Here is a 21,532-nt window from a genome sequence, read left to right on the forward strand (position 1 = left end):
TATTGAGGTCTCGTGCAATGCCAGTCTCCGCCGCACCAACGCCAGCCGCGCCGCTTCTCACCCGCCGCGCCATGCTCCAGGTCGGCGCTGCGCTGGGTGGCGGTCTGCTGGTCGGGTTCGTTGGGCCGGGGCTGGCCGCTGAACCGGAGGGCTCGACCGCCAGGGTCTCCGGTTTTGCGCCCAACGCCTTCATCCGGATCGACCCGGCCGGCAAGGTGACGCTGGTCATGCCCCAGGTCGAGATGGGCCAGGGCACCTACACCTCGATCTCGATGATCCTCGCCGAGGAACTCGACGCGGCCTGGAACCAGGTGGCAGTCGAGCACGCCCCCCCGAACGACGCGCTCTACGCCAATCCGGTTTTCGGGCTTCAGGCGACGGGCAATTCCAACTCGATCCGCGCCTTCTGGATGCCGCTTCGCAAGGCGGGGGCGGGCACGCGCGCGATTCTCGTCCAGGCGGCTGCCTCGGGATGGAAGGTCGATCCGGCGAGCTGCCGAACCGAAGCGAGCGAGGTGATCCACGATTCGAGCGGGCGGCGGATCGGCTATGGCGCGCTGACCGCGCGCGCCGCGGGGCTGAAGCCGCCGGCCGACCCGCCGCTCAAGGATCCGAAGAACTTTCGCCTGATCGGCCGGTCGCTGCGCCGGCTCGACACGCCCGAAAAGGTCAACGGCCAGGCGAAATATGGCATCGACGCAATGCCGCCGGGGGTGAAGTTCGCGACCTTCGCGCATTCGCCGGTGTTCGGCGGCAGGGTCGGCCATGTCGACGACAGCCGGGCGAAGCTGGTGCCCGGTTTTCGGCAGGTGGTGGTGCTCGACGATCTCGTCGCTGTGGTCGGCGACCATATGTGGGCTGCGCTGCAGGGGCTGGCGGCGCTCGACATCAGCTGGATCGAGGGCGCCAATGCCGGCGTCGACACGGCGCAGGTGCGTGCGCGGCTGGTCGCGGCAAGCCGGCGTGTCGGGGTGAACGCCAAGAATATCGGCGATGTCGCCAAGGCGCTGGAGCATGACCCGATCGAGGTCACCTATGACGTGCCCTTCCTTGCCCATGCTGCGCTGGAGCCGATGAACTGCACCGTGCACGTCAGCGGCGGTGGCTGCGAGGTGTGGACGGGAATCCAGGTTGTGAGCCGCGCCCAGGCAATCGCCGCCAAGGTCACCGGGCTGCCGCTCGACAAGGTGATCGTCCATAATCACCTGATCGGGGGCGGGTTCGGGCGGCGGCTCGAGGTCGACCAGGTCGAAAAGGCAGTGCGGATCGCCCAGCATGTCGACTCGCCGGTCAAGGTGGTGTGGAGCCGCGAGGAGGACATCCAGCACGACGTCTATCGCCCTGCCTGGCACGACCGGCTGAGCGCGACGCTCAAGGACGGCAGGATCCAGGGCTGGCACCATGTCATCACCGGATCCTCGGTGCTGGCGCGCTGGCTGCCGCCGGCGTTCGTCAACGGCCAGGATTTCGACGCTGTCGATTGCGCCCAGGACATGCCGTACGACATCCCCAATTTCCGGGTCGATTTCGTGCGGGAGGAGCCGCCGGGCGTGCCGACCGGCTTCTGGCGCGGTGTCGGCCCGGCGCATAATGTCTTCGTCATCGAAAGCTTCATCGACGAGCTCGCCCACAAGGCAGGCGCCGACCCGGTCCAGTTCAGGCTGAACATGCTCGGCAAGGCCCCCCGTCTGCAGGCGGCGCTCAGGCTCGCCGCGGACAAGTCGGGCTGGGGCACGCCCTTGCCCCCGGGATGCGGGCGCGGGGTCGCGGTGCAACCCGCCTTTACGAGCTGGATCGCGACGGTCGCCGAGGTTGCGGTCGACGGTGACGGCAATGTTACGCTGCGCCGGATGGTCTGCGTGGTCGACACCGGAATCGCGGTCAATCCGAACACGATCGTCGCCCAGCTCCAGGGCGGGCTGGTCTTCGGGCTGACCGCTGCCCTGTTCGGCGAGATCACGATCGACAAGGGCCGGGTACAGCAGAGCAATTTCCACGACTACCGGATGCTCCGCCTGAACGAGACGCCGCCGATCGAAGTCCATGTCATCCGCAGCGGAGAGATGCCGGGCGGGATCGGCGAGGCCGGCACGACCGCTGCCTTCGCCCCGCTCGCCAATGCGATCTTCGCCGCCACCGGCAAGCGCCTGCGCCGCCTGCCGATCGACCGCGACGTGCTGGCGGGGAGGAAAGAGGCATGAGCCGCGGCCGTATCGTCCTGGCGGTGATCGCCATGATCCTTGTACTTGGTCTGCTCGTCTTCTCCTGGATCGCCTTCGGCCCCGGCGCGATGGACTTTGCCGGCGGACACCGGGTCGCGCTCGAGAAATATAGCGGCACCTCGCCGACTGGCGTGCCGGCTGATTTCGCTTCGACCGACCCAGTCGCACGCGGGGAATATCTGACGAAGGCAGCCGATTGCCAGGCTTGTCACACCGCGAAGGGAGGCGCGCCCTTTGCGGGCGGCCTGGCCTTCAAGCTTCCGTTCGGGACGATCTGGTCCCCCAACATCACCCCCGATCGCGATACTGGGATCGGCGGCTGGAGCGACGCGCAATTCCTGCGGGCGCTGCGCGAAGGCATCGACGACCAGGGACAGCATCTCTATCCGGCGATGCCCTATGCCGCCTACACCTACCTGACCGATGCCGACGCGCTCGCGATCCGCGCCTATCTGCGCACCGTGCCGGCGGCGCATCGGGAGCCGCCGCCGACCGCCCTCTCCTTCCCGTTCAACCAGCGGCGACTGATGTCGGTCTGGAGCCTGTTGTTCAACCCGAAGCGGCGCTTCGAACCCAATGCGGACCGCAGCCCGGCCTGGAACCGCGGCGCCTATCTCGCCGAGGCAATGGGGCATTGCGGAGATTGCCACACGCCGCGCAACCTGTTGCAGGCACTCGACAACCGGCACAAATATGCCGGCGCTGTGGCGGCGGGATGGCGCGCGTTCAACATCACCGGCGACAAGGCGACCGGCGTCGGCGGCTGGAGCGATGCCGAGCTCGCGCAGTATCTGTCGCAGGGCCATGCGCCGGGGCGCGGCACCGCAGCGGGGCCGATGGGCGAAGCCGTCGATCTCAGCCTCAGCCATCTGACCCCGTCCGACATCGCGGCAATGGTGACCTATCTCCGCACCATCCCGCCGGTCTCGACGCCTGATCAGCCACGGCCGGCGACCGGCCCCGCCCCCGCGACTCACCGGTTCGCCGCTGCCGACTCGGCGGCGCCGCTTGGCAAGAAGATCTTCGAGGGCGCCTGTATCGGGTGCCACGCCTGGAGCGGCAACGGTGCGCTGAACGGCCTCGCCACGCTCAACGGATCGCGCGCGGTCAATGATCCGAGCGCGACCAATGTCGCCCAGGTGATCATCTCGGGCGCCTCGCGGCGAACCGCGCAGGGGCAGAGCGTCATGCCGGCCTTCGGCCATGCCTATAGCGATGCGGAGATCGCGGCGGTGGCCAATTACGTCACGACGCGGTTCGGGGCGAAACCGTCGAGCGTGACGCCGAAACAGGTCGCACGGCTGCGCAAGGCGACCTGACGAAAAGTCGTGCACGGCGACGCAAAGGGACGTTCCGCACATCAGTCCCAAGGCGGCACAAAGACGGCGGGGGCCGGCCCAGCCGATCCGGCCCTATAAACATTTCTTAAAGGGGCACGCGCGTAATCGTCTGATCCGGGAGACGATCATTGCACAATCAATATTGGCGTCTTCCTCCCGAACTCAAGGCCGAGCTTCAGGCCGAACAATTCCAGATCCTTCGGACCCAGGTGCCGATCCTCTATGCGGTACTCACCATCAACACGGGCATTCTCGCATTTTCGATCCATGGCCTTGCACCGCCCTTTCTCTCGATCATCGTGCCGGTCTGTTTTCTTGGCCTGATCCTGATTCGAGTGATCGTCTGGCTGGTTCGCCGCAACCGCACGCCCGATCCGGCGAAGACAAGCGCCTATCTGACGAACACCACGCTGGTTGCCGCGGTCGTCGCGATCGCGCTGGGGATCTGGGGCGTCGCGCTGCTCAAGAACGGCCTGGGGGACAAGCCCTGCGTGCCGCTGTTCATGGCGCTCGGTGCGGTCGCCTGCTCCTTCTGCCTCGCCAGCCTGCCCAGGGCTGCCTTCGCCACCATCATCTTCGCCACCGCGCCGGTGATCTGCTGGCTGCTGTTCTCCGGCCTGACCGAGCAGGTCGCCACCGGGCTGAACCTGTTGCTGATCTTCGCCCTGATCCTGCGCCTCGTCGGCAACCAATATGACTATCTGGTCGATCGGATGATCACCCATTCGCAAGTGCGGTCGCTTGCCTATGCCGATTCGCTGACCACATTGCCCAACCGCACCCTGTTCGCCGAGCGCCTCGATACCTCGCTCAACGAAGCCGACCGCACCGGCGGGCATGTCGGGCTGGTCGTCCTCGATGTCGACCATTTCAAATCAGTCAACGACGCGATGGGCCATGCCGCCGGCGATGCGTTGCTGAAGGAGATCGGAGCGCGGCTGGCCCGGGCGGTTCCGGCGAACGGCACCGTGGCCCGCCTCGGCGGCGACGAGTTCGCGATCATCCTGCCGGGCCTGCGGGCTGAAGAAGCGCACGCCGAGACGGTTCGGGCAGTGCTGCACGGCCTTGACCGGCCGATGCTGTTCGAGGGCCGGCTGGTGAATGCCAGCGTCAGCGCCGGCGCGGCGATGTGGCCGGCCGATGGCGGCGACGCCGAGGAACTGCTCAAGAGCGCCGACCTCGCGCTCTACGCCGCCAAGGCCCAGGGCGGCGGTGCGATCCGCGGCTTCGTGCCGGCGCTGAGGCAGGGAATGGAACGCAGGACCGGGATGCTGTCCGAGGCGCGCGGTGCGCTCAAGGAGGACCGAATCTTCCCCTTCTACCAGCCCAAGGTACGGCTGGTGACCGGCGAGGTCATCGGATTCGAGGCGCTGCTCCGCTGGCACCATCCGGAAAAAGGGCCCCAGGCACCCGATGCCATCAGCGCTGCGTTCGAGGACAACGAGCTCGCCACGCAGTTGACCGACCGGATGATGGACCTGGTCTTTGCGGACATGCGCGGCTGGCTGCAGGCCGGAATCGGCTTCGGCAAGATCGCGATCAACGGCTCTCCCGCCGATTTCCTGCGCGGACGGTTCGCATCGCGCCTGCTCGAACGACTCGAACGCTTCGAGATACCGCCGTCGCTGATCGAACTGGAGATTACCGAGTCGGTCTTTTTCGGCCAGCTCGCCGAAAGCGTCGAGCGGACGCTGAACGCGCTGAGCTATGCCGGCACGACGATCGCGCTCGACGATTTCGGGACCGGCTATGCCTCGCTCTCGCACCTGAAGCAGTTTCCCGTCGATGTGCTGAAGATCGACCGCTCCTTCGTCAGCAAGCTGACCGATACTGACGAGGAGGAAGATGCAGCGATTGTCGGGGCAGTGCTCAACCTCGCCCAGAATCTCGGCATCATGACGGTCGCCGAGGGGATCGAGAGCCGGGCGCAGGCAGCCTATCTGCGGCGCAAGGGCTGCGATCTCGGCCAGGGATATCTGTTCAGCCAGGCGATTCCCGCGTCGCTCGTACCGGGGATGATCCACCGGCGGTTTCTCCCGGTGATGAGCGAGGATCACGCCATCCCCGCCGGGCCGCGGCCCGCAGCGCCCCGAAATCGCGTGGTGCAGGGCCGGCGGGCGGTCGACAGGTGAAGCGGCCCGGGCGAAAGCCAGCCGGGGTGTCGGAATTTTCACCCGGTTCTTAACATTGTTTGGACTTCGGCCCCGTGAAGAATATATGACGTGGCCATGACAAAGGCTCCGCCGGACGGGTCGCGGGATCGCCGGATAGAGGATCCTACCAACCTCTGGATAATCCACTCTGCCGCGCGATCGCTGCTGCCCTGGGCAGTCGCGCGCGGCATCTCGGCGAATCTGGTCTCCGTGGCCGGCTTCGTGCTCGGCCTGATGGCCGCAATCGCCTATGCGCGCTGGGACGATTGGCGATTCGCGCTGGTCGGCCTCGTGCTGTCGATCGGCTGGCTGATCGCTGACGGACTCGACGGCATGGTCGCGCGCGCGACCGGCACGGCAAGCGCGATCGGGCGCGTGCTCGACGGGGTGTGCGACCATGGCGTGTTCATCCTGATCTATGTCGTCATCGCCGGCATGATCGGTACCGGCGAGGGCTGGGCCTGGGCGCTCGGCGCCGGCGCTGCGCATATCGTCCAGTCGAGCCTTTACGAGGGCGAGCGCGCGCGCTTCCATCGCCGCATCCGCGGCCTGCCCCGCGCGCCCGCGGCCCAGCCTGCGGGCAGCGCCGTGGTGCGCGGCTATGAATGGCTGACGACCAGCATCGACCGTTTCTCGATCGGGTTCGACGCCCTGTTCGAGGATCGGGCGATTGCGCCCGCCGTGGCGGCCGCTTATGGCGAGCGCGCGGCCGGGCCGATGCGGCTGATGATCCTGCTGACCGCCAACACAAGGGTCTGGGCGATCTTCCTCGCCTGCCTGGTTGGCGATCCACGCTGGTTCTGGTGGTTCGAGCTCGTCCCTCTTTCCATCGTCACCTGCGCAGGCGTTGCCTGGCATCGTCATGTCGAGGCAAACCTGCTCCGCGCCTTCGCGGGCACTGTTGCACCAGATTCCAGTTTTTCAATTCCATCGAAGGATATCAACCACCCATGAAGAGCATCAAGATCGCCCTGGTAGGAATCGGCAACTGCGCGAGTTCGCTGGTGCAGGGCCTCGAACATTATCGCGACGGGGCGAACGACATGGTCGGCCTGATGCACTGGGAGCTCGGCGGCTATCGCCCGGGCGACATCGAGGTGGTTGCCGCCTGGGATGTCGACAAGCGCAAGGTCGGCCGTGACGTATCCGAGGCGATCTTCGCCAAGCCCAATTGCACGGCGATCTTCGCGCCGGTGGTCAAGCCGACCGGCACCAAGGTGAAGATGGGCCGGGTGCTCGACGGCGTCGCCGAACATATGATCGATTACGCCGATGAGCGGACCTTCCTGGTCGCCGACCTGCCCGAGCCGACCCGCGAGGAGATCGTTGCCGAACTGAAGGCGTCGCGCACCGACGTGCTGATGAACTATCTTCCGGTCGGATCGCAGGAAGCCAGTGAGTTCTACGCCGAATGCGCGCTCGAGGCCGGCGTCGCCTTCGTCAACAACATCCCCGTCTTCATCGCCAGCAACCCGGTCTGGGCGGCGAAATTCGAGGCGGCCGGCGTGCCGATCATCGGCGACGACATCAAGGCGCAGCTCGGCGCGACGATCGTCCACCGCGTGCTGACCGACCTGTTCGCCAAGCGCGGCGTGAAGCTCGACCGCACCTATCAGCTCAACACCGGCGGCAATACCGACTTCCTCAACATGTCGAACCGCAAGCGGCTCGCCTCGAAGAAGGTCTCGAAGACCGAAGCCGTCCAGGCTGTCGCGGCCGAGCGGCTCGAGGATGAGAACATCCATGTCGGTCCCTCCGACTATGTCGCGTGGCAGAATGACAACAAGGTGTGCTTCCTGCGGATGGAGGGGCAGTTGTTCGGTGGCGTGCCGATGAACCTCGAGCTTCGCCTCTCGGTCGAGGACAGCCCGAATTCGGCCGGCGTCGCGATCGACATGATCCGCTGCGCCAAGCTTGCGCTCGACCGCGGGCTTGCCGGGCCGATTGACGGGGCGTCCGCCTATTTCTGCAAGCATCCGCGCACTCAGATGACCGACGATCTCGCCCAGACGGCAGTCGAGGAATTCATCGCGGCGTGACGATCGACACAGCGATCCTGCTCGCGGCGGGCGAAGGCAGCCGGCTGCGGGCGCTGGCATCGTCAAAGCCCTTGTGCACCGTCGGCGGGCGCAGCCTGATCGAGCACGCGATCACGGGCTTCGCCGCGGCTGGCATGGCACGGGTGATCGTCGTGCTCGGCTATGAGGCGGCAGCCATCAGTGTTGCCCTGGCTGCACGCGACTGGCCGGTGACGATCGAGACGGTGATGTCCGCCGACTATCGCAAGCCGAATGGCGTGTCGGTGCTGGCGGCCGAGGCGGCGGCCGATGGCGGCGAGGCCTTGCTGGCGATGTGCGATCACATGGTCGAACCGGCCCTGTATCGCCGGGTCGCCGATGCCGGCGCGCAGGGCGGGCTGACCCTCGGGATCGATCGGCTGCTTGAGCAGGAGGCAGTCGATATGGAGGATGTGACGCGGGTCGAGACGCAGGACGGCGCTATCGTGGCGATCGGCAAGGGCATCCCGATTTTCGACTGTTTCGACACCGGCGTGTTCGCGATCGGGCCCGCCCTGTTCCATGCGCTGAAGCGCCTGGCGGCGCCGTCGCTGAGTGCGGGCGTGGGGGCGCTGGCGGAACGCGGGCTGGCGCAGGTGGTGGATTGCACTGGCCTCGGCTGGATCGATGTCGACGACCCCAAGGCACATGCGCTTGCGGAGCAGTGGCTGCTGGCCCGCGCCGCCTGAGCGTGGGCGCCACATTCAGCGTGGCCGCGCGGATTTTCCGCTGTTCCCCGCTGTTTTCGACAAACGTTTTTTCTCCCGCTGTTTTGTTGGATTTTGTACGCAATTTCCTGACTTATTATCAATGGCTTATGCGCGATTCCGCTGTTATCGCATAACAGCGGCGGAACAGCGGGAAGGCGGGGCCGATAACAGCGGGGAACAGCGGGGAACAGCGGGGAACAGCGGCGTCGCTTGAAACATCGGCGGCAAGCCACCGTCAGCTATAGTGTTCGGTCATGTCAAAGAGCGGAGGAATGACCGCAGTGGCATCCCGTCCGCAAGCGCCCTCCCATGATTTTCCGCAAGATTGAATCGAGGCGGCCCGGTCCTGATGAACTCCCGAATGTCTTCAGCGACGAAGCCAGAGCGCGGTATCGGCCGCAACCGCAAGCGCACGATAAGGCGACGGCCTGGCTGAATAAACATGCGAGGGCGCAGGGCGCGAGCACCGCCTCACCACTTTATGGATCGGATCACCGCGCAATCGACGCTTGCGCAGGCCCGAAATGCAGCCATGGGCGTTCCCGGCACGTCAGCAGCGGAGATCCTCATGAGCCAGCCCTATCTTTTCCAGCCGATCGACGTCGGAGGACTCCCTCTCGCCAACCGGATCGTGATCGCGCCCATGTGCCAATATTCGGCGGTGGATGGCTGCATGACCGACTGGCATTTGATTCATCTCGGCCAGCTCGCTCTGTCAGGCGCAGCGCTGCTGACCATCGAGGCGACGGCTGTGCTGCCCGAAGGACGAATCAGCTGGGCCGATGTGGGGCTGTGGAGCGACGAGAACGAGGCAGCGATCAGCCGCACGATCGAGAGCATCAGGCGCTGGTCGCCGATCCCGATCGCGATCCAGCTGGCCCATGCGGGACGCAAGGCCTCCACCGAGATACCCTGGAAGGGCGGCAAACAGATCGCGCCGAATGCGCCGAACGGCTGGCAGACCGAAGCGCCCTCCCCCATTGCGTTCGCCGACGGCGAGAATGCGCCGGCGGCGCTCGACCGCGCCGGGCTCGACCGGGTGCGAGACGGTTTCGTGCAGGCGGCGAAGCGTGCCGCGCGGCTCGGCATCGATGCGGTCCAGCTCCACGGCGCGCATGGCTATCTGCTGCACCAGTTCCTGTCGCCGCTCTCGAACCAGCGCGACGATGGCTATGGCGGGCCGCTCGAGAACCGGATGCGGTTTCCGCTCGAGATCTTCGACGCGGTGCGGGCCGCCTTCCCCGCCGACCGTCCGGTGACGATGCGGGTGTCGGGGACCGACTGGGTCGAGGGCGGCTGGGACGCGGAGCAGACGATTGCCTTTGCCCGGGCGCTCGAAGCGCGCGGATGCGCGGCGATCCATGTTTCGAGTGGGGGGCTTCACCCAGCCCAGCAGATTCCGGTGATGCCGGGCTATCAGGTGCCGCTCGCCCGTGCGGTCAAGCAGGCGGTGGCGATACCCGTGGTCGCGGTGGGGCTGATCACCGAGCCTGAACATGCCGAAGCGATCATCGGCAACGGTGATGCCGACCTGATCGCGCTGGCCCGCGGCATCCTCTATGACCCGCGCTGGCCGTGGCACGCGGCGGCGGCGCTCGGGGCGCAGGTGCATGCACCGCGCCAGTATCTCAGGTGCCAGCCGCGGCGCTTCAAGGGGTTGTTCGGGGGATCGTGACGGAGCGTCCTATTTCGGCCACCGAAATAGATTCGCGCAAAAAAAGGGGCGGCATCGCTGCCGCCCCCTCGCTTGTCGTGATCGAGACGATCAGAAGCGGAAGCCGAAACCGACCACGCCCTGATGACGCTGCGCATCGATATTGAGGCCAAGGTCGTTGCCGAGGCTGTAGTTGGTGTAGACATATTCGATCTTGGCATAGGTGTTCGACGAGATGTCGACCTCGTAGCCCGCGCCAACATGGAAACCGTCAGCGTTGGCGCCGTCCGAGAAGTTGTTCGCGGGCGTCGTGTTGCTGCGATAGGTCGCGGTGATCCGGCCGTTGGTGTAGCCGCCCTTGGCGTAGAGCAGGCCCTTGCCGACGATGCCACCCGCGCGGATGCCGGCGGTGATGTTGCGCCCTGCCTTGATGCAGGCTTCGTCATTGCCGTAGACTGCGGTGCAATCCTTGGTCGTCGCGCCCTCGATACCGGCATAGGCGCCGATCACGAAGCCCGACTTGGTGACGAAATCATACCCGGCTTCGCCACCATAGGCGAGACCGACCTTGGAATCGCTGTCGCCATTGACGCTCAGCACGACATCATCGACGCCGAGACGCGCTTCGACGCGGGCGCCGCCCTTGAAGCTTGACGACGCGTCCTGGGCCATCGCGGGCGTGGCGATCACAAGAGCTGCGACCGAGGCGAAAAGGAGCTTGGTATTCATATTGTTCTTCCTGGAATATTGCCGCTTCGATTGGCGGCGGAGGGCGCCCCTAGAGGAATTTCGCTGCACTGCACCACGAAATTATTCATAAACGCTTGAATCGATGCCTTTTGAAAAAAGTGTGTTGCAGCATTACAACAGTGCTGCCGAGGCGCGGCGGCGCTCAAGCACTTGCCTTCAGGCAAAGGCCGGCGGGATTTTCATCCGACCCGAGACGGGTCGGCCACTGCGGCATTCACCGCCCATTGCACACCGAATTTGTCGGTGAAGTTCCCGTAATGGTCGCCCCAATGCTGCTTCGCAAAGCCAAGGGTGACATGCCCGCCGGAGGATAGCCTGGCGAAGAGGCTCTTCGCGGCCGCCACGTCGTCAAGTTCGATCAGGATGGCACACCCTTTCATCGGCTCCGAATCCGCACCGTCGCCAGCGTACAGACGAAGCCCCGGTCCTTCGAAAACCGCATGAAGCACCTTGTTACGCCACGCGCCGCCCTCGCGGTCAGCCAGAGGGGTGCCTGCATAGCGGCGCAGCTCGATGATCTTCCCGAGGCCGCACTCGGCATAGAATTGGAGGGCGCTTTCGGCGTTTCCCCGGAAATAGAGATGGGGGGTAATTTGCAATGGAGCGTTCATGCACAGTTCCTTCCGCGGAGCTCGCTCGCCGGCGAGGCTCGACCTGTCATGACTTCCATAACAGCCTAGCCCGTCGCGCTCGATTCCAACCGCAACCGACTTGATGCGCTCGGCCGCGTCGTGTCGCGATCGGTAGGTGAACAGCCCTTGCGCAATCAATGTTTCATCTCGTGCAATTCCGGCTTCCGCCAGCGCAAGCAGAGAGCCCTCCAATCTCCGCCCGGTAGCGTGATGTCGCGGGTCGCCAAGGATGAAGGTGATGCGACTGTGCCCAAGCGCGATGAGGTGCTGCCGGCGAATTCGAGAGCCTGTTCCCTGGGGTGCGCAGCGCTTATTTCGCCGCCGCGGCGAGGAAGCGTGCCTGGGCCGCAATCAGGATCGGCAGCATCACCGCGTTAGGTGACGCCATCTCAAGCGCGCGAATGCTCCCCGTCTGGTCAGTGGGCAGCCGCGGCAACCGTTCGACGATCACTGAAAGCCGCGCCAGCGTGTTCGCCATGCACGCCGCCAGTATCTCGCCCGCCGCCTTGGCCATCGCATATTCGACGAAATCGCCCTCCTTGGTCTCGACGAAGACCGAGGACGGATAAAAAGCGACCAGCGGCCCGGCACCGCGGGCAAGCAGCGCCTCGCAAATGTCGTGAAAGCCGCGAACATAGACGTCAGTGAAGCTTTCGAACCGTGCGGGTTCGAACATCGCCTGGCGTCGGCCGGCGATCTGGCGGGTCGCGAAATAATAGAGGTGAGTCGGCTCGAACGGCAGCGCATCCAGCTGCGCCGCCGCCGGCAGGCCGGCATCATAGCGCAGCGCAGCGCCGCTGCCGCCAGCGGCTTCGATGGCGCCGACCACGCGCTCAGCGTCGCCATCGCCCATGAAATAGGTCAGGCATATTTCGGCGCCCCCTGCTGCGAGCATCTTCGCCGTCAGCTCGCCGAGCCCGCGCGATCCGCCGATCACCAGCGCGCGCTGCCCGGCAAAGGCACCATCGGCGACGATCTTGCGAAGGTCGGCAATGCTCGACTGTTCGATCGGCGGCATGCGCGACACGGCTTCGACCTGCCCGGTGAGCCCGCTGCCGCGGACCGCCATGCGGACCATCCGGAAGCGCTCGTCATAGCCGGTCGCTTCATAAGCGATGCCAGGCTCGGCGCGGTCCTCATCCAGGGCTATATCGAGCGACCAGAAGATCGAGTGCAGCCCCGGACATTCCATCCCGACCAGCGCCGAAAGTGCGGCGAAGCCGCGCAGCCGGTCGGCGCCTAGCCAGGCGGCGGCGTTGGGAAACGCCCTTGCGAAGGACTCGAGGCGCGCCACCGGCGGCACCCTCCCCCGCCTGCCCTCGAGCGTCTCGGGGTCGCGTTCGAACAATGTCAGTGACTCGATGGTGCCGCTCTCGTCCGGCACGCCAGCCTCGCCGTTGCTCGCACCGGGCGTCAGCTTGATCATCGCGACATTGGCCTGGTCGACGCGGACCTGAAAGGTCTGCGCCTGGTCAGTCGACCGTCCCGGATGCAGTTCGACCCTGTCGCCCAGCCGGATTGCCGACAGGAAGCGGACCTGCAGGCTGCCGACGCCACGGGCGCGCACGTCGGGCCGCTGCGCCAGCTGGTCGAGCGCCCATGAGATGGTGTGCATGCCATGCACCGCGATCGCGCCGATCTGGGTGCGCCGCGCCGCGACGGCATCCATGTGGAGGGGATTCCGGTCGCCGGACAGCGCAGCGAAAGCCTGCTGGTCGGCCTCGGTGAAGTGTCGGCTTGCGATCGCATCGCTCATCGCGGCGCCCCTTTCATACCCAGCTACGCCCGCCCTAAAACTGGAAGTAGATGAAGGGCTGCTCGCCCTGAATGTTGAACAGGCCCAGGAACAGGATCACGCCCAACAGCACCGCCCAGCCAAGGGTGAATTGGACATGGACCCGCGACGGCGCAATCCGGTCCTCGGTTGCCAGCGCGGGATCGTGCGGGGCCATGAGCTGCCATGTGTTCGGCGCGAGCCAGGCTATCGCCGCGGCGGCCGCGACCAGCAGCAGGTCAGTCACGGCGATCGGCGCATAAGGACCGTCGACACCGTGCAGGCGGACCATCTGCGCGACCGTCACGGCACCCTCGTGCAGCGACCCCGCATGGAAGAAGACCTGGGCAACCAGGACGCCGATATAGACAAGCAGGCCATAGCCGATCGCGCGCGCGGCGCGGGCGACGGGGCCGGGGTCGTCAACGGATTTCGGGCCGAAGGTCCGCCAGGCGTGGTTGATCGTGAGATAGAGCGCGTGGAGCACGCCGTATGCGACATATTGCAGGCCCGCCCCGTGCCAGATGCCGGCCAGGACAATCGTGATCCAGGTCGGCAGGGCGATCAGGACGAGGAAGCCGCGCAGCGACTGCGATGCGCGTTTCGAAGTCGACAGGCCGGCGCGGGCACGGCGGCGGACGAGCGCGAGGGCGATCGGGTTATAGACATAGGCAGTCAGGAAGCGGGTCAGCGTGATGTGCCAGCGCTGCCAGAAATCGATGATGCTGGTCGCCTTGTAGGGCGAATTGAAGTTCACCGGGAACTTGATGCCGAACATCCGGCCGAGGCCGACCGCCATGTCCGAATAGCCCGAAAAGTCGAAATAGAGCTGCATCGAATAGGCAAGCACGCCAAGCCACACCGCGCCGGTGCCGCCGGGATGATCGAGCATGCGCGCCGAGACAGTGGCGACATTGTCGGCAATGACCGTTTTCTTCGCGAGGCCGATCGCGAAGATGGCAAGCCCGATCGCGATTTCGCGCGCGTGAAGCCGGAAATTCCGGCTCTCCTCGAATTGCGGCATCAAATCGCGGTGATGGACGATCGGCCCGGCGATCAGATGCGGGAAGAAGGTGACGAACAGGACATAGTTGGTCGGGGAATAGCGGCCGTGAAATTCCTCGCTCGCGTCGACCAGGAAGGCGATCTGCGTGAAGGTGAAGAAGGAGATGCCGAGCGGCAGTCCGATCGCGACCGGCATCGTGGCCCCCAGGCCGACCAGGCCGAGAAGCCAGAACATGTATTTGTAATAAGCGAGCGCCGCCAGATTGACGGCGACGCCGAACGCAAGCAGCGCGCCGCTGGTCTTTTCCTGCTGGGTCCGCGCGATGATCGCGCGGCCGATCATGAAATTGAACAGGATCGAGACGAGGATGACGGGCAGCCAGCGAATATCCCACCAGCCGTAGAAAACCAGCGACGCCAGGCACAGCCACCATTTCGAGGCCTGATGGCTGACATGGGTGAAGACCCAATAACCGAACAAAGTCGCGGGCAGGAAGATGCAGATGAAGACGTAGGAACTGAAGACCATCAGTGATGGCCCGCCAGATGCGCATCGATGGCGAGCGCGACATGGCGCCGGCCCGTCTCGGCGAGGTGGGTGCAGGCGCACCAGCGCTGCATGAACTGGGCATCCGGAAGCTGATCGGACAGGTCGAGAAGGTCGATGCCGAGGTGCCGCAGGGTCGCGGCGAAGCGCCGGTTGCGATCCATCACGATGCGGGGCCAGCGCGGGTCGAGCCGGCCGATCAGTTCCATATTGGCCGGCAGCAGCACGACATGCAGCCGCTTGCCCTGCCGCCTGACATCGCCGTCGAGCCGGGCGAGCAGGCGCGGCAGCGCGCTGTTCGACCCTTCGGCGACATACATCCACCAATAATAATCATGCGTGAAAAGCACATCATGGGTGGCCGGCTCGGGGCAGCCTTGCAGCCGGTATTCCCTTGCGAACTTCACGGCGGACACCGCGGCGTAATCGCCGTGCCGACGGCCCGCGACGGTGAAGGCGCGTTGCCCGCGCAGAGGCTGGTCGCTCAGGCCCTGCCACAAATCCTGCACGGTCGCGAAGGCGGCGCCGTTGAACGACGGCGCGAGCATGCGATACAGGACTGCCTTGCGATAGGGCGGCGTGGTCGGCTCGTCGATCGATGCCGGCGAGATCGCGAGCACGACATCGGTGATCGAGGGCCGCCGCGCGGCGAGCGCGGCGAGGTTGACCGCGTCCCTGACCTGCTGGCCGCCGCTCGAAATATCGGCCACGCCGGCGCCGCTATCGTCGGCCATCATCTGCGGGATGGTGCGCCGGTCCCGGTCACAGATCGAAAAATTGTCGATCGTCGACGGGCCGAGCACGGCGATCCTGGCCGACGTCGCGTGGATCTTGCGAAACTGGGCGATATCGAGCGAGCGCGGATAGGGCAGCGCGCGCAGGACCAGCGCCGTCGCCAGCAGGACGAGCGTGAAGGCGAGCGCGCTGATACCGCGCCGCCCCGGCCCGGCGCGTGCCGGCCTGTCGCCCCCGCCCGACACGGCTCAGCGATCCAGTTTGGAACGGATCAGCGCGACGAAGTCCCCGACATCCTTCAGGCGCTCGACCTCGGCATTGCGGATCTTGATCCCGAAGCGGCCTTCGACGGCGACGACGATGTTGATGTGGTTCGCCGAATCCCAATCCTTGATGTCGGCGGCGGTCGTCTCGGGCTGGAGCACGATCGAGTCGTCATCGAGGATGTCGTGGAAGATATCGGTCAGGCGCTCCAGTATTTCGCTGTCAGTCACATTCTACCCCAATATCCTGATGCTCGTCGGATGCGGCTGATAGACGCTGCAGTCGAGCAACCAGCGCGACCTGTCGTCGCTTTGGTCGATAAGCGAGAAACCCAGGTCGGAATAGAGAGATTTGACCAGCCCGTTGCGCTCGGTCGGAAGATATTCGCCGATGATGCGCCGCGCGCCGACCTCGCGTGCAGCGTCGACCATCACGTTCAGGATCGCATGTTCGACCCGCCGGCCGAGGACGCGACAGCTCATCAGCCAGGTGTCCAGGACCATGGTCTGTTTGTCGTCGCCCTGCAGCGCGCCGATCACGGTGGCGATCAGGCCGTTGTCGCCGAACCGATCAGTCAGGCGGAAGCGTCGCGTGACCATGTCGGGATCGTCGAGCATCTTGCGCACGGCTGCTTCGCCATGGCGCCGGGTGGTCAGGTTGAACTGGTTGGTCTTGTTGATCAGCTGCACGATCCGCGGCATTTCGAGCAGCGTGAAGGGTGCGCTGTCGAGCTCCATCGCGAGCGCGCCGACATAGCTTTCCAGGTCGGTCGTCTCGTCGAGCAGGGCGCGGCGCTCGGCATTGGTGCGATATTGCTCGGTCTTGGCGAGATCCTCGCGCGTCAGCAACACGCTTTCGAACCAGCCGCTGTCGGCCAGTATCTGGGCATAGTCGGAGGGTTCATCGCTCAGTTCGGCGACGTGCACGTCGGGCAGCTCCTGCCGGATCAGCTCGCGCTCGAACGGATTGTCGTCAGCAAAGACGAGCGAATCGAGGCCGATATTGAGCTCGCTCGCGATTCGCCTGAGATTGGCCGCCTTGTCGGTCCAGTTGGCGACGAAACTGGCGATGTCGGCCGCGCGAAGCGCCATGTCGGGATGCTGCTCGAAGGGCAGCATCGCGGTTGCGTGGTCGTTCTTGGAGCAGACCGCCAGGATGATCCCGCGCCGGGCGAGCATCTTTGCATAATGCTGCAAGGCGAGATGGCCTTCGCCCACCGCCGACCCCTGGCCGATGGCGATACCCTCGAGACCGTCATCGCCGATGACGCCGCCCCACAGGGTGTTGTCGAGATCGAGCACCAGGCACTTGGCCGATTTGCCGCGCCGCGCGGCGAGAAGGCGGGCGACGAGATCGCCGTAGAGCGGGGCGCACCGCGGGTGCACTTCCTGCTTGCTGCGATGCCACAGCGCGGTCGAATGCCATAGCGCCAGCCCGTCGCGCGCCGACCAGTGGGCGAGATCGATCACATCGACCCCATCCTCGTCGCAGGCGGCACGCAGCCGCGCCTGGAAGGCAGCGATCAGCGATGCCGGCGACCCGGGCAAGCGGCTTTCATTCTCGCCGAGCAGTCGGACGAAGGGATTGAAGGGCAGCTGCTGGATGATGTGCGCGTTGAACGAGGTGCGGACTGTCCGCCACCGCTTGCGCAGCGACGAGACCAGGTCCTCAACGGCAGCCTCTGCGCCGGCGGCATCGTCGATCCCGGCAAGGCCGGTCGTGCCGAACAGCGAATAGGGGTCGTCCGCGAACAGCACCGTCATCGGCGCGAAGGCGTGCAGCCCCGATCCCGGATCGAGCAGTTCCTGCTGGATCTGGCCGAAATCGGGTTCGTACAGCGCGCAGACGATCTGCCGGCCGAGACAGGCGACGCGGATCGAGGGGGCGAGGTGGCCCGACGTCGACGTGCTGAGGACGGCAAGCCTTTCGCGCTGGAAGGAGGCCGGGATATCGCCGCCCCGGTCGAGCGTCTTGCCGATGGCGCGGTCGAGCCGGGTCATGCTCGCAAAATCGTGATTGCGATTTGCCAGCGCCTTCATCGCGAGGATTTCCGACGTCGGATCGCCCTCGGCGGCAACAATCTGACGAAGATCAGCGGCCAGGTCACCGCTGGGCGCAAGCCAGGTGCGATACATATGATCTTCTATCAAGGAGGTGTGCTGGCCGAAAGCCGATCGTCAGCCATCGGGTGTTGTTTCCCGCATATCCGGTGCCTCCCGGTATCGCAACGGCCGCAGCGGGCATTGGCTCATCGCTTATTGGCAAAGGGGTATGGAACGTGCGGCTGTCACCCAATGCAACCCCGGTCGTGAGCGGGTGAGCTTCTGCAACCACCTGCGAAAACGACCTTTTCTCTCATGAGTCGGGCTGTCGACGCGGGTCGCGAAGCGGGTGTCGGGCGCATCACCGCAAGTGCAGTTGGGACCGCGGATTCCCGCTGTTTTTTGCTGTTCTTCGGAAAAAACTTTTTCTCCGCTGTTATGTTGGATTTATCGCGAGAATTTTCCTTGTATTATCAATAGCTTACATGGAATCCCGCTGTTATTGAATAACAGCGGGAAACAGCGGGATAACAGCGGGACGTATCGCCGGTGCAGCGGCGAAGCGTCGTTCGTTATAGGGCGGTCATGTCAAAGAGCGGGGCGGAACCAGCGCAGTGCCAGTCCGCACCGCGGCCTTCCACAATCCCGGCCGCGATTGAATCGCGTGGTTTCGGTGGGGGCGGTTCGGTGAGGCGTGCAACGACCCTTGTCGATCTTTCGGAACAGGCCCGCGCTTGCGCGGTGCGAGGGTCGGCCCGGTCAATGTCTGGAAGGACGATGCGAGGAGCCTTGCCGTCACCATATAGGCGCCGAGATCATTGTCGCCGTGGACCCACATTTGTGCTAATGTGCGAACCTACAGCGTTTTGCGGGGCCCCCATGAGCCGTCTGACCATCGATATTACAGATCAGCAGCATCAGAGCCTGAAGGCGCTGGCCGCTTTGCAGGGCAAGTCGATCAAACAATATGCGATCGAGCGCCTTTTTCCCGCCCAGACCGGCGACGACCAGGCATGGCAGGAGCTGAAAGCGTTGCTGGAGAAGCGCATTTCCGACGCGACAGCCGGTGGGGTTTCCACGCTTAGTATCGACGCGGTGGTTGACGAGGAGTTGAGCCGGGAAAGCCGCATGTGATTCCGAGCTACGCGCTGTCATCGGCAGCGGAAGCCGATCTGCGGGACATTGTCCGCTATACACGTAAGCAATGGGGCGATGCACAGGCGCGTGCATATGTCGCCAGCCTGAAAATCTGTATTGAACGCATCGCATCCGGCTGCAGCGTATCCCGGGATATGGCAGGACTCTATCCGGGCTTACGGATGAGCCGTTGCGAGCATCACTATATCTTCTGCCTGCCCCGGAACGGCGCGCCGGCCCTTATCGTCGCGATTTTTCACGAGCGGATGGATTTGATGGTGCGCTTGGCGGATCGCCTACGGTAGCCCCGTAGTGTCACGCCGCAGGCGAGGCGGCCAATTACTTTTGAGAGAGGTTCCGCTCGCCCATTCATAGTGAAGTTCAGTGCAGTGCCACCGGAATTCGGCCGGCTCGCCCCCATTACTTGCCATCCGCCGCGCCCTCGCCCGCTGGCCGGCGCCGATGGTGGCACGGTGAGGGCAGGCGATCGGGCGCGATCGGCGCCTCAGCCTCAGGCGTCATCCCCCATACGCAGCGCCGCAATGAACGCCTCCTGCGGAATGCTCACCGAGCCATATTCCCGCATCCGCTTCTTGCCCTCTTTCTGCTTGTCGAGGAGCTTGCGCTTGCGGCTCGCGTCGCCGCCATAGCATTTCGCGGTCACGTCCTTGCGCATCGCAGCGATCGTCTCGCGGGCGATGACCTTGCCGCCGATCGCTGCCTGGATCGGGATCTTGAACAGATGGCGCGGGATCAGGTCCTTCAGCCGCTCGCACATGCCGCGCCCGCGCGCCTCGGCGGTGCCGCGGTGGACGATCATGCTCAGCGCGTCGACCGGCTCGTTGTTGACCAGGATGCCCATCTTGACGAGGTCGCCCTCGCGATAGCCGATCTGGTGATAGTCGAAGCTCGCATAACCCCGGCTGATGCTCTTCAGCCGGTCGTAGAAATCGAACACCACTTCGTTGAGCGGCAGTTCATAGGTCACCTGCGCCCGCCCGCCGACATAGGTCAGGTTCTTCTGGATGCCGCGCCGATCCTGGCAGAGCTTCAGGATCGAGCCGAGATATTCGTCGGGGCAATAGATCACAGCCTCGATCCACGGCTCGGCGATGCTCGCGATCCGGCTTGGATCGGGCATGTCGGCCGGGTTGTGCAGCTCGATATGCCCAGCCCCATGCATCAGCTCGATCTGATAGACGACCGACGGCGCGGTGGTGATCAGGTCGAGGTCGTATTCGCGGGTCAGCCGCTCCTGGATGATCTCGAGATGGAGCAGGCCGAGAAAGCCGCAGCGGAAGCCGAAGCCAAGCGCGGCGCTGGTCTCCATTTCGAAGCTGAAGCTGGCGTCGTTGAGGCGCAGCTTGGAGATGCTCTCGCGCAATTTCTCGAAGTCGTTGGCATCGACCGGGAACAGCCCGCAGAACACGACCGGCTGGACTTCCTTGAAGCCCGGCAGCGGCTCGGCGGCGGGCCGCTTCGCGTCAGTGATGGTGTCGCCGACCCTGGTCTGCGCCACTTCCTTGATCTGCGCGGTGATGAAGCCGATTTCACCGACCGCGAGTTCGCTCAGCTGCTCGATCTTCGGGCGGAAACAGCCGACCCGGTCCACGAGGTGGAGCGTCCCGGTCTGCATGAACTTGATCTGCTGGCCTTTTTTCAGCACGCCGGCCATCACCCGCACGAGAATGACGACGCCGAGATAGGGATCGTACCAGCTGTCGATCAGCATCGCCTTCAGCGGCGCGTCGATATCGCCCTTGGGCGGCGGGATTCGGGTGACGACCGCTTCGAGCACTTCCTGGATGCCGATCCCGGCCTTGGCCGAGGTCAGCACCGCGTTCGAGGCATCGAGGCCGATGATCTCCTCGATTTCGGCCTTGACCTTGTCGGGATCGGCGGCGGGCAGATCGATCTTGTTGATGACCGGCACGATCTCGTGGTCATGCTCGATCGACTGATAGACATTGGCGAGCGTCTGCGCCTCGACGCCCTGCGCGGCATCGACCACCAGCAGCGCGCCCTCGCACGCGGCGAGGCTTCGGCTCACCTCATAAGCGAAGTCGACATGCCCCGGCGTGTCCATCAGGTTGAGCTCGTAATCGAGCCCGTCCTTCGCCTTGTAGCGCAGCCGCACGGTCTGCGCCTTGATGGTGATGCCGCGCTCGCGCTCGATATCCATATTGTCGAGCACCTGCTCGGACATTTCGCGGTCGCTGAGCCCGCCGGTCGCCTGGATCAGGCGGTCGGCCAGCGTCGACTTGCCATGGTCGATATGCGCGATGATGGAGAAGTTGCGGATTCTGGAAAGATCGGTCGACATGATCGCCGCGCGTTAGCAGGCGGGAGCCGCTATGCGAAGAGGGGGCGAGAAGAGGGGCAGGCTATGCGCTTCGGTCGCATTTTCCGCGCAGAATGCTGGCACATTCCCGCGGGAAATGGCGGAAATCGCCTACCCTTGCGTCCGTCGCTCTGGTAAATACGTATATCACGGTGCTGGCGGGGGTCGT

Annotated in this window: 17 protein-coding genes; 9 read left to right on the forward strand and 8 right to left on the reverse strand. The window is 64.9% G+C overall.

Annotation, left to right across the window (positions count from 1 at the left end):
• Positions 1-17: 17 nt before the first annotated feature.
• The 7 genes from ABD050_RS12685 to ABD050_RS12715 all read left to right on the forward strand — a co-directional run bounded on the left by ABD050_RS12685 (position 18) and on the right by ABD050_RS12715 (position 10,157).
• A complete protein-coding gene (locus tag ABD050_RS12685; RefSeq protein ID WP_343889727.1) occupies positions 18-2,201 on the forward strand; it encodes a xanthine dehydrogenase family protein molybdopterin-binding subunit in 2,184 nt (727 codons plus the stop codon).
• A complete protein-coding gene (locus ABD050_RS12690) occupies positions 2,198-3,541 on the forward strand; it encodes a c-type cytochrome (protein ID WP_343889728.1) in 1,344 nt (447 codons plus the stop codon). Before ABD050_RS12685 ends, ABD050_RS12690 begins: the two co-directional genes overlap by 4 nt.
• Before the next feature lie 149 nt (positions 3,542-3,690).
• On the forward strand, positions 3,691-5,694 hold the full coding sequence (locus ABD050_RS12695; RefSeq protein ID WP_343889729.1) for a putative bifunctional diguanylate cyclase/phosphodiesterase: 2,004 nt from the start codon (positions 3,691-3,693) through the stop codon (positions 5,692-5,694).
• A gap of 96 nt (positions 5,695-5,790) precedes the next feature.
• Entirely contained in the window at positions 5,791-6,669 is an 879-nt protein-coding gene (locus ABD050_RS12700) for a CDP-alcohol phosphatidyltransferase family protein (RefSeq protein ID WP_343889730.1), read from the forward strand.
• Positions 6,666-7,754: an inositol-3-phosphate synthase gene (locus tag ABD050_RS12705; protein WP_343889731.1), complete on the forward strand. Its 1,089-nt coding sequence runs from the start codon at positions 6,666-6,668 to the stop codon at positions 7,752-7,754. Before ABD050_RS12700 ends, ABD050_RS12705 begins: the two co-directional genes overlap by 4 nt.
• The gene (locus tag ABD050_RS12710; RefSeq protein WP_343889732.1) at positions 7,751-8,461 is read left to right on the forward strand and encodes an NTP transferase domain-containing protein; all 711 of its coding nucleotides are present in this window, start codon (positions 7,751-7,753) and stop codon (positions 8,459-8,461) included. Before ABD050_RS12705 ends, ABD050_RS12710 begins: the two co-directional genes overlap by 4 nt.
• Positions 8,462-9,050: 589 nt before the next feature.
• Entirely contained in the window at positions 9,051-10,157 is a 1,107-nt protein-coding gene (locus ABD050_RS12715; RefSeq protein WP_343889780.1) for an NADH:flavin oxidoreductase/NADH oxidase, read from the forward strand.
• Positions 10,158-10,247: 90 nt separating this feature from the next.
• On the opposite strand, the gene ABD050_RS12720 is transcribed toward ABD050_RS12715, so the two are convergent.
• The 7 genes from ABD050_RS12720 to ABD050_RS12750 all read right to left on the reverse strand — a co-directional run bounded on the left by ABD050_RS12720 (position 10,248) and on the right by ABD050_RS12750 (position 17,978).
• A complete protein-coding gene (locus ABD050_RS12720) occupies positions 10,248-10,865 on the reverse strand; it encodes an outer membrane protein (protein WP_343889733.1) in 618 nt (205 codons plus the stop codon).
• A gap of 200 nt (positions 10,866-11,065) precedes the next feature.
• Positions 11,066-11,497 carry a VOC family protein gene (locus tag ABD050_RS12725; protein WP_343889734.1) on the reverse strand — a complete coding sequence of 144 codons (432 nt, stop codon included), beginning with the start codon at positions 11,495-11,497 and terminating at the stop codon, positions 11,066-11,068.
• A 331-nt stretch (positions 11,498-11,828) separates the two neighbouring features.
• Entirely contained in the window at positions 11,829-13,274 is a 1,446-nt protein-coding gene (locus ABD050_RS12730; protein WP_343889735.1) for a MaoC/PaaZ C-terminal domain-containing protein, read from the reverse strand.
• A gap of 34 nt (positions 13,275-13,308) precedes the next feature.
• The gene (locus tag ABD050_RS12735; RefSeq protein ID WP_343889736.1) at positions 13,309-14,826 is read right to left on the reverse strand and encodes an MBOAT family O-acyltransferase; all 1,518 of its coding nucleotides are present in this window, start codon (positions 14,824-14,826) and stop codon (positions 13,309-13,311) included.
• Positions 14,826-15,824, reverse strand: coding sequence for an alginate O-acetyltransferase AlgX-related protein (locus ABD050_RS12740; RefSeq protein WP_343889737.1), 999 nt, complete (start codon positions 15,822-15,824; stop codon positions 14,826-14,828). The genes ABD050_RS12735 and ABD050_RS12740 overlap by 1 nt, the downstream gene beginning before the upstream one ends.
• A gap of 3 nt (positions 15,825-15,827) precedes the next feature.
• The gene (locus ABD050_RS12745; protein ID WP_343889738.1) at positions 15,828-16,073 is read right to left on the reverse strand and encodes an acyl carrier protein; all 246 of its coding nucleotides are present in this window, start codon (positions 16,071-16,073) and stop codon (positions 15,828-15,830) included.
• A gap of 3 nt (positions 16,074-16,076) precedes the next feature.
• Positions 16,077-17,978 carry an HAD-IIIC family phosphatase gene (locus ABD050_RS12750; protein ID WP_343889739.1) on the reverse strand — a complete coding sequence of 634 codons (1,902 nt, stop codon included), beginning with the start codon at positions 17,976-17,978 and terminating at the stop codon, positions 16,077-16,079.
• A gap of 786 nt (positions 17,979-18,764) precedes the next feature.
• On the opposite strand from ABD050_RS12750, the gene ABD050_RS12755 reads away from it, so the two are divergent.
• Together ABD050_RS12755 and ABD050_RS12760 are read left to right on the forward strand one after the other, a co-directional pair.
• Positions 18,765-19,019 (forward strand): antitoxin, encoded by a 255-nt coding sequence (locus ABD050_RS12755; protein WP_343889740.1) that lies wholly within the window; start codon positions 18,765-18,767, stop codon positions 19,017-19,019.
• The gene (locus tag ABD050_RS12760) at positions 19,016-19,327 is read left to right on the forward strand and encodes a type II toxin-antitoxin system RelE/ParE family toxin (RefSeq protein WP_343889741.1); all 312 of its coding nucleotides are present in this window, start codon (positions 19,016-19,018) and stop codon (positions 19,325-19,327) included. The genes ABD050_RS12755 and ABD050_RS12760 overlap by 4 nt, the downstream gene beginning before the upstream one ends.
• 206 nt (positions 19,328-19,533) lie before the next feature.
• Here the strand turns inward: ABD050_RS12760 and lepA are convergent, their stop codons facing one another.
• Positions 19,534-21,345, reverse strand: a complete 1,812-nt coding sequence (lepA, locus tag ABD050_RS12765) for a translation elongation factor 4 (RefSeq protein ID WP_343889742.1) — start codon at positions 21,343-21,345, stop codon at positions 19,534-19,536.
• Positions 21,346-21,532: the final 187 nt, after the last annotated feature.

Source organism: Sphingomonas oligophenolica (assembly GCF_039522915.1).
GTDB classification, from domain to species: domain Bacteria; phylum Pseudomonadota; class Alphaproteobacteria; order Sphingomonadales; family Sphingomonadaceae; genus Sphingomonas; species Sphingomonas oligophenolica.

Bases quoted from the DNA above. Each gene is read 5' to 3' on its own strand.
- ABD050_RS12685 (WP_343889727.1), top strand. From the start codon at position 18: ATGCCAGTCTCCGCCGCACCAACGCCAGCCGCGCCGCTTCTCACCCGC.
- ABD050_RS12690 (WP_343889728.1), top strand. From the start codon at position 2,198: ATGAGCCGCGGCCGTATCGTCCTGGCGGTGATCGCCATGATCCTTGTA.
- ABD050_RS12700 (WP_343889730.1), top strand. From the start codon at position 5,791: ATGACAAAGGCTCCGCCGGACGGGTCGCGGGATCGCCGGATAGAGGAT.
- ABD050_RS12705 (WP_343889731.1), top strand. From the start codon at position 6,666: ATGAAGAGCATCAAGATCGCCCTGGTAGGAATCGGCAACTGCGCGAGT.
- ABD050_RS12715 (WP_343889780.1), top strand. From the start codon at position 9,051: ATGAGCCAGCCCTATCTTTTCCAGCCGATCGACGTCGGAGGACTCCCT.
- ABD050_RS12720 (WP_343889733.1), bottom strand. From the start codon at position 10,865: ATGAATACCAAGCTCCTTTTCGCCTCGGTCGCAGCTCTTGTGATCGCC.
- ABD050_RS12725 (WP_343889734.1), bottom strand. From the start codon at position 11,497: ATGAACGCTCCATTGCAAATTACCCCCCATCTCTATTTCCGGGGAAAC.
- ABD050_RS12730 (WP_343889735.1), bottom strand. From the start codon at position 13,274: ATGAGCGATGCGATCGCAAGCCGACACTTCACCGAGGCCGACCAGCAG.
- ABD050_RS12735 (WP_343889736.1), bottom strand. From the start codon at position 14,826: ATGGTCTTCAGTTCCTACGTCTTCATCTGCATCTTCCTGCCCGCGACT.
- ABD050_RS12750 (WP_343889739.1), bottom strand. From the start codon at position 17,978: ATGTATCGCACCTGGCTTGCGCCCAGCGGTGACCTGGCCGCTGATCTT.
- ABD050_RS12755 (WP_343889740.1), top strand. From the start codon at position 18,765: ATGAGCCGTCTGACCATCGATATTACAGATCAGCAGCATCAGAGCCTG.
- lepA (WP_343889742.1), bottom strand. From the start codon at position 21,345: ATGTCGACCGATCTTTCCAGAATCCGCAACTTCTCCATCATCGCGCAT.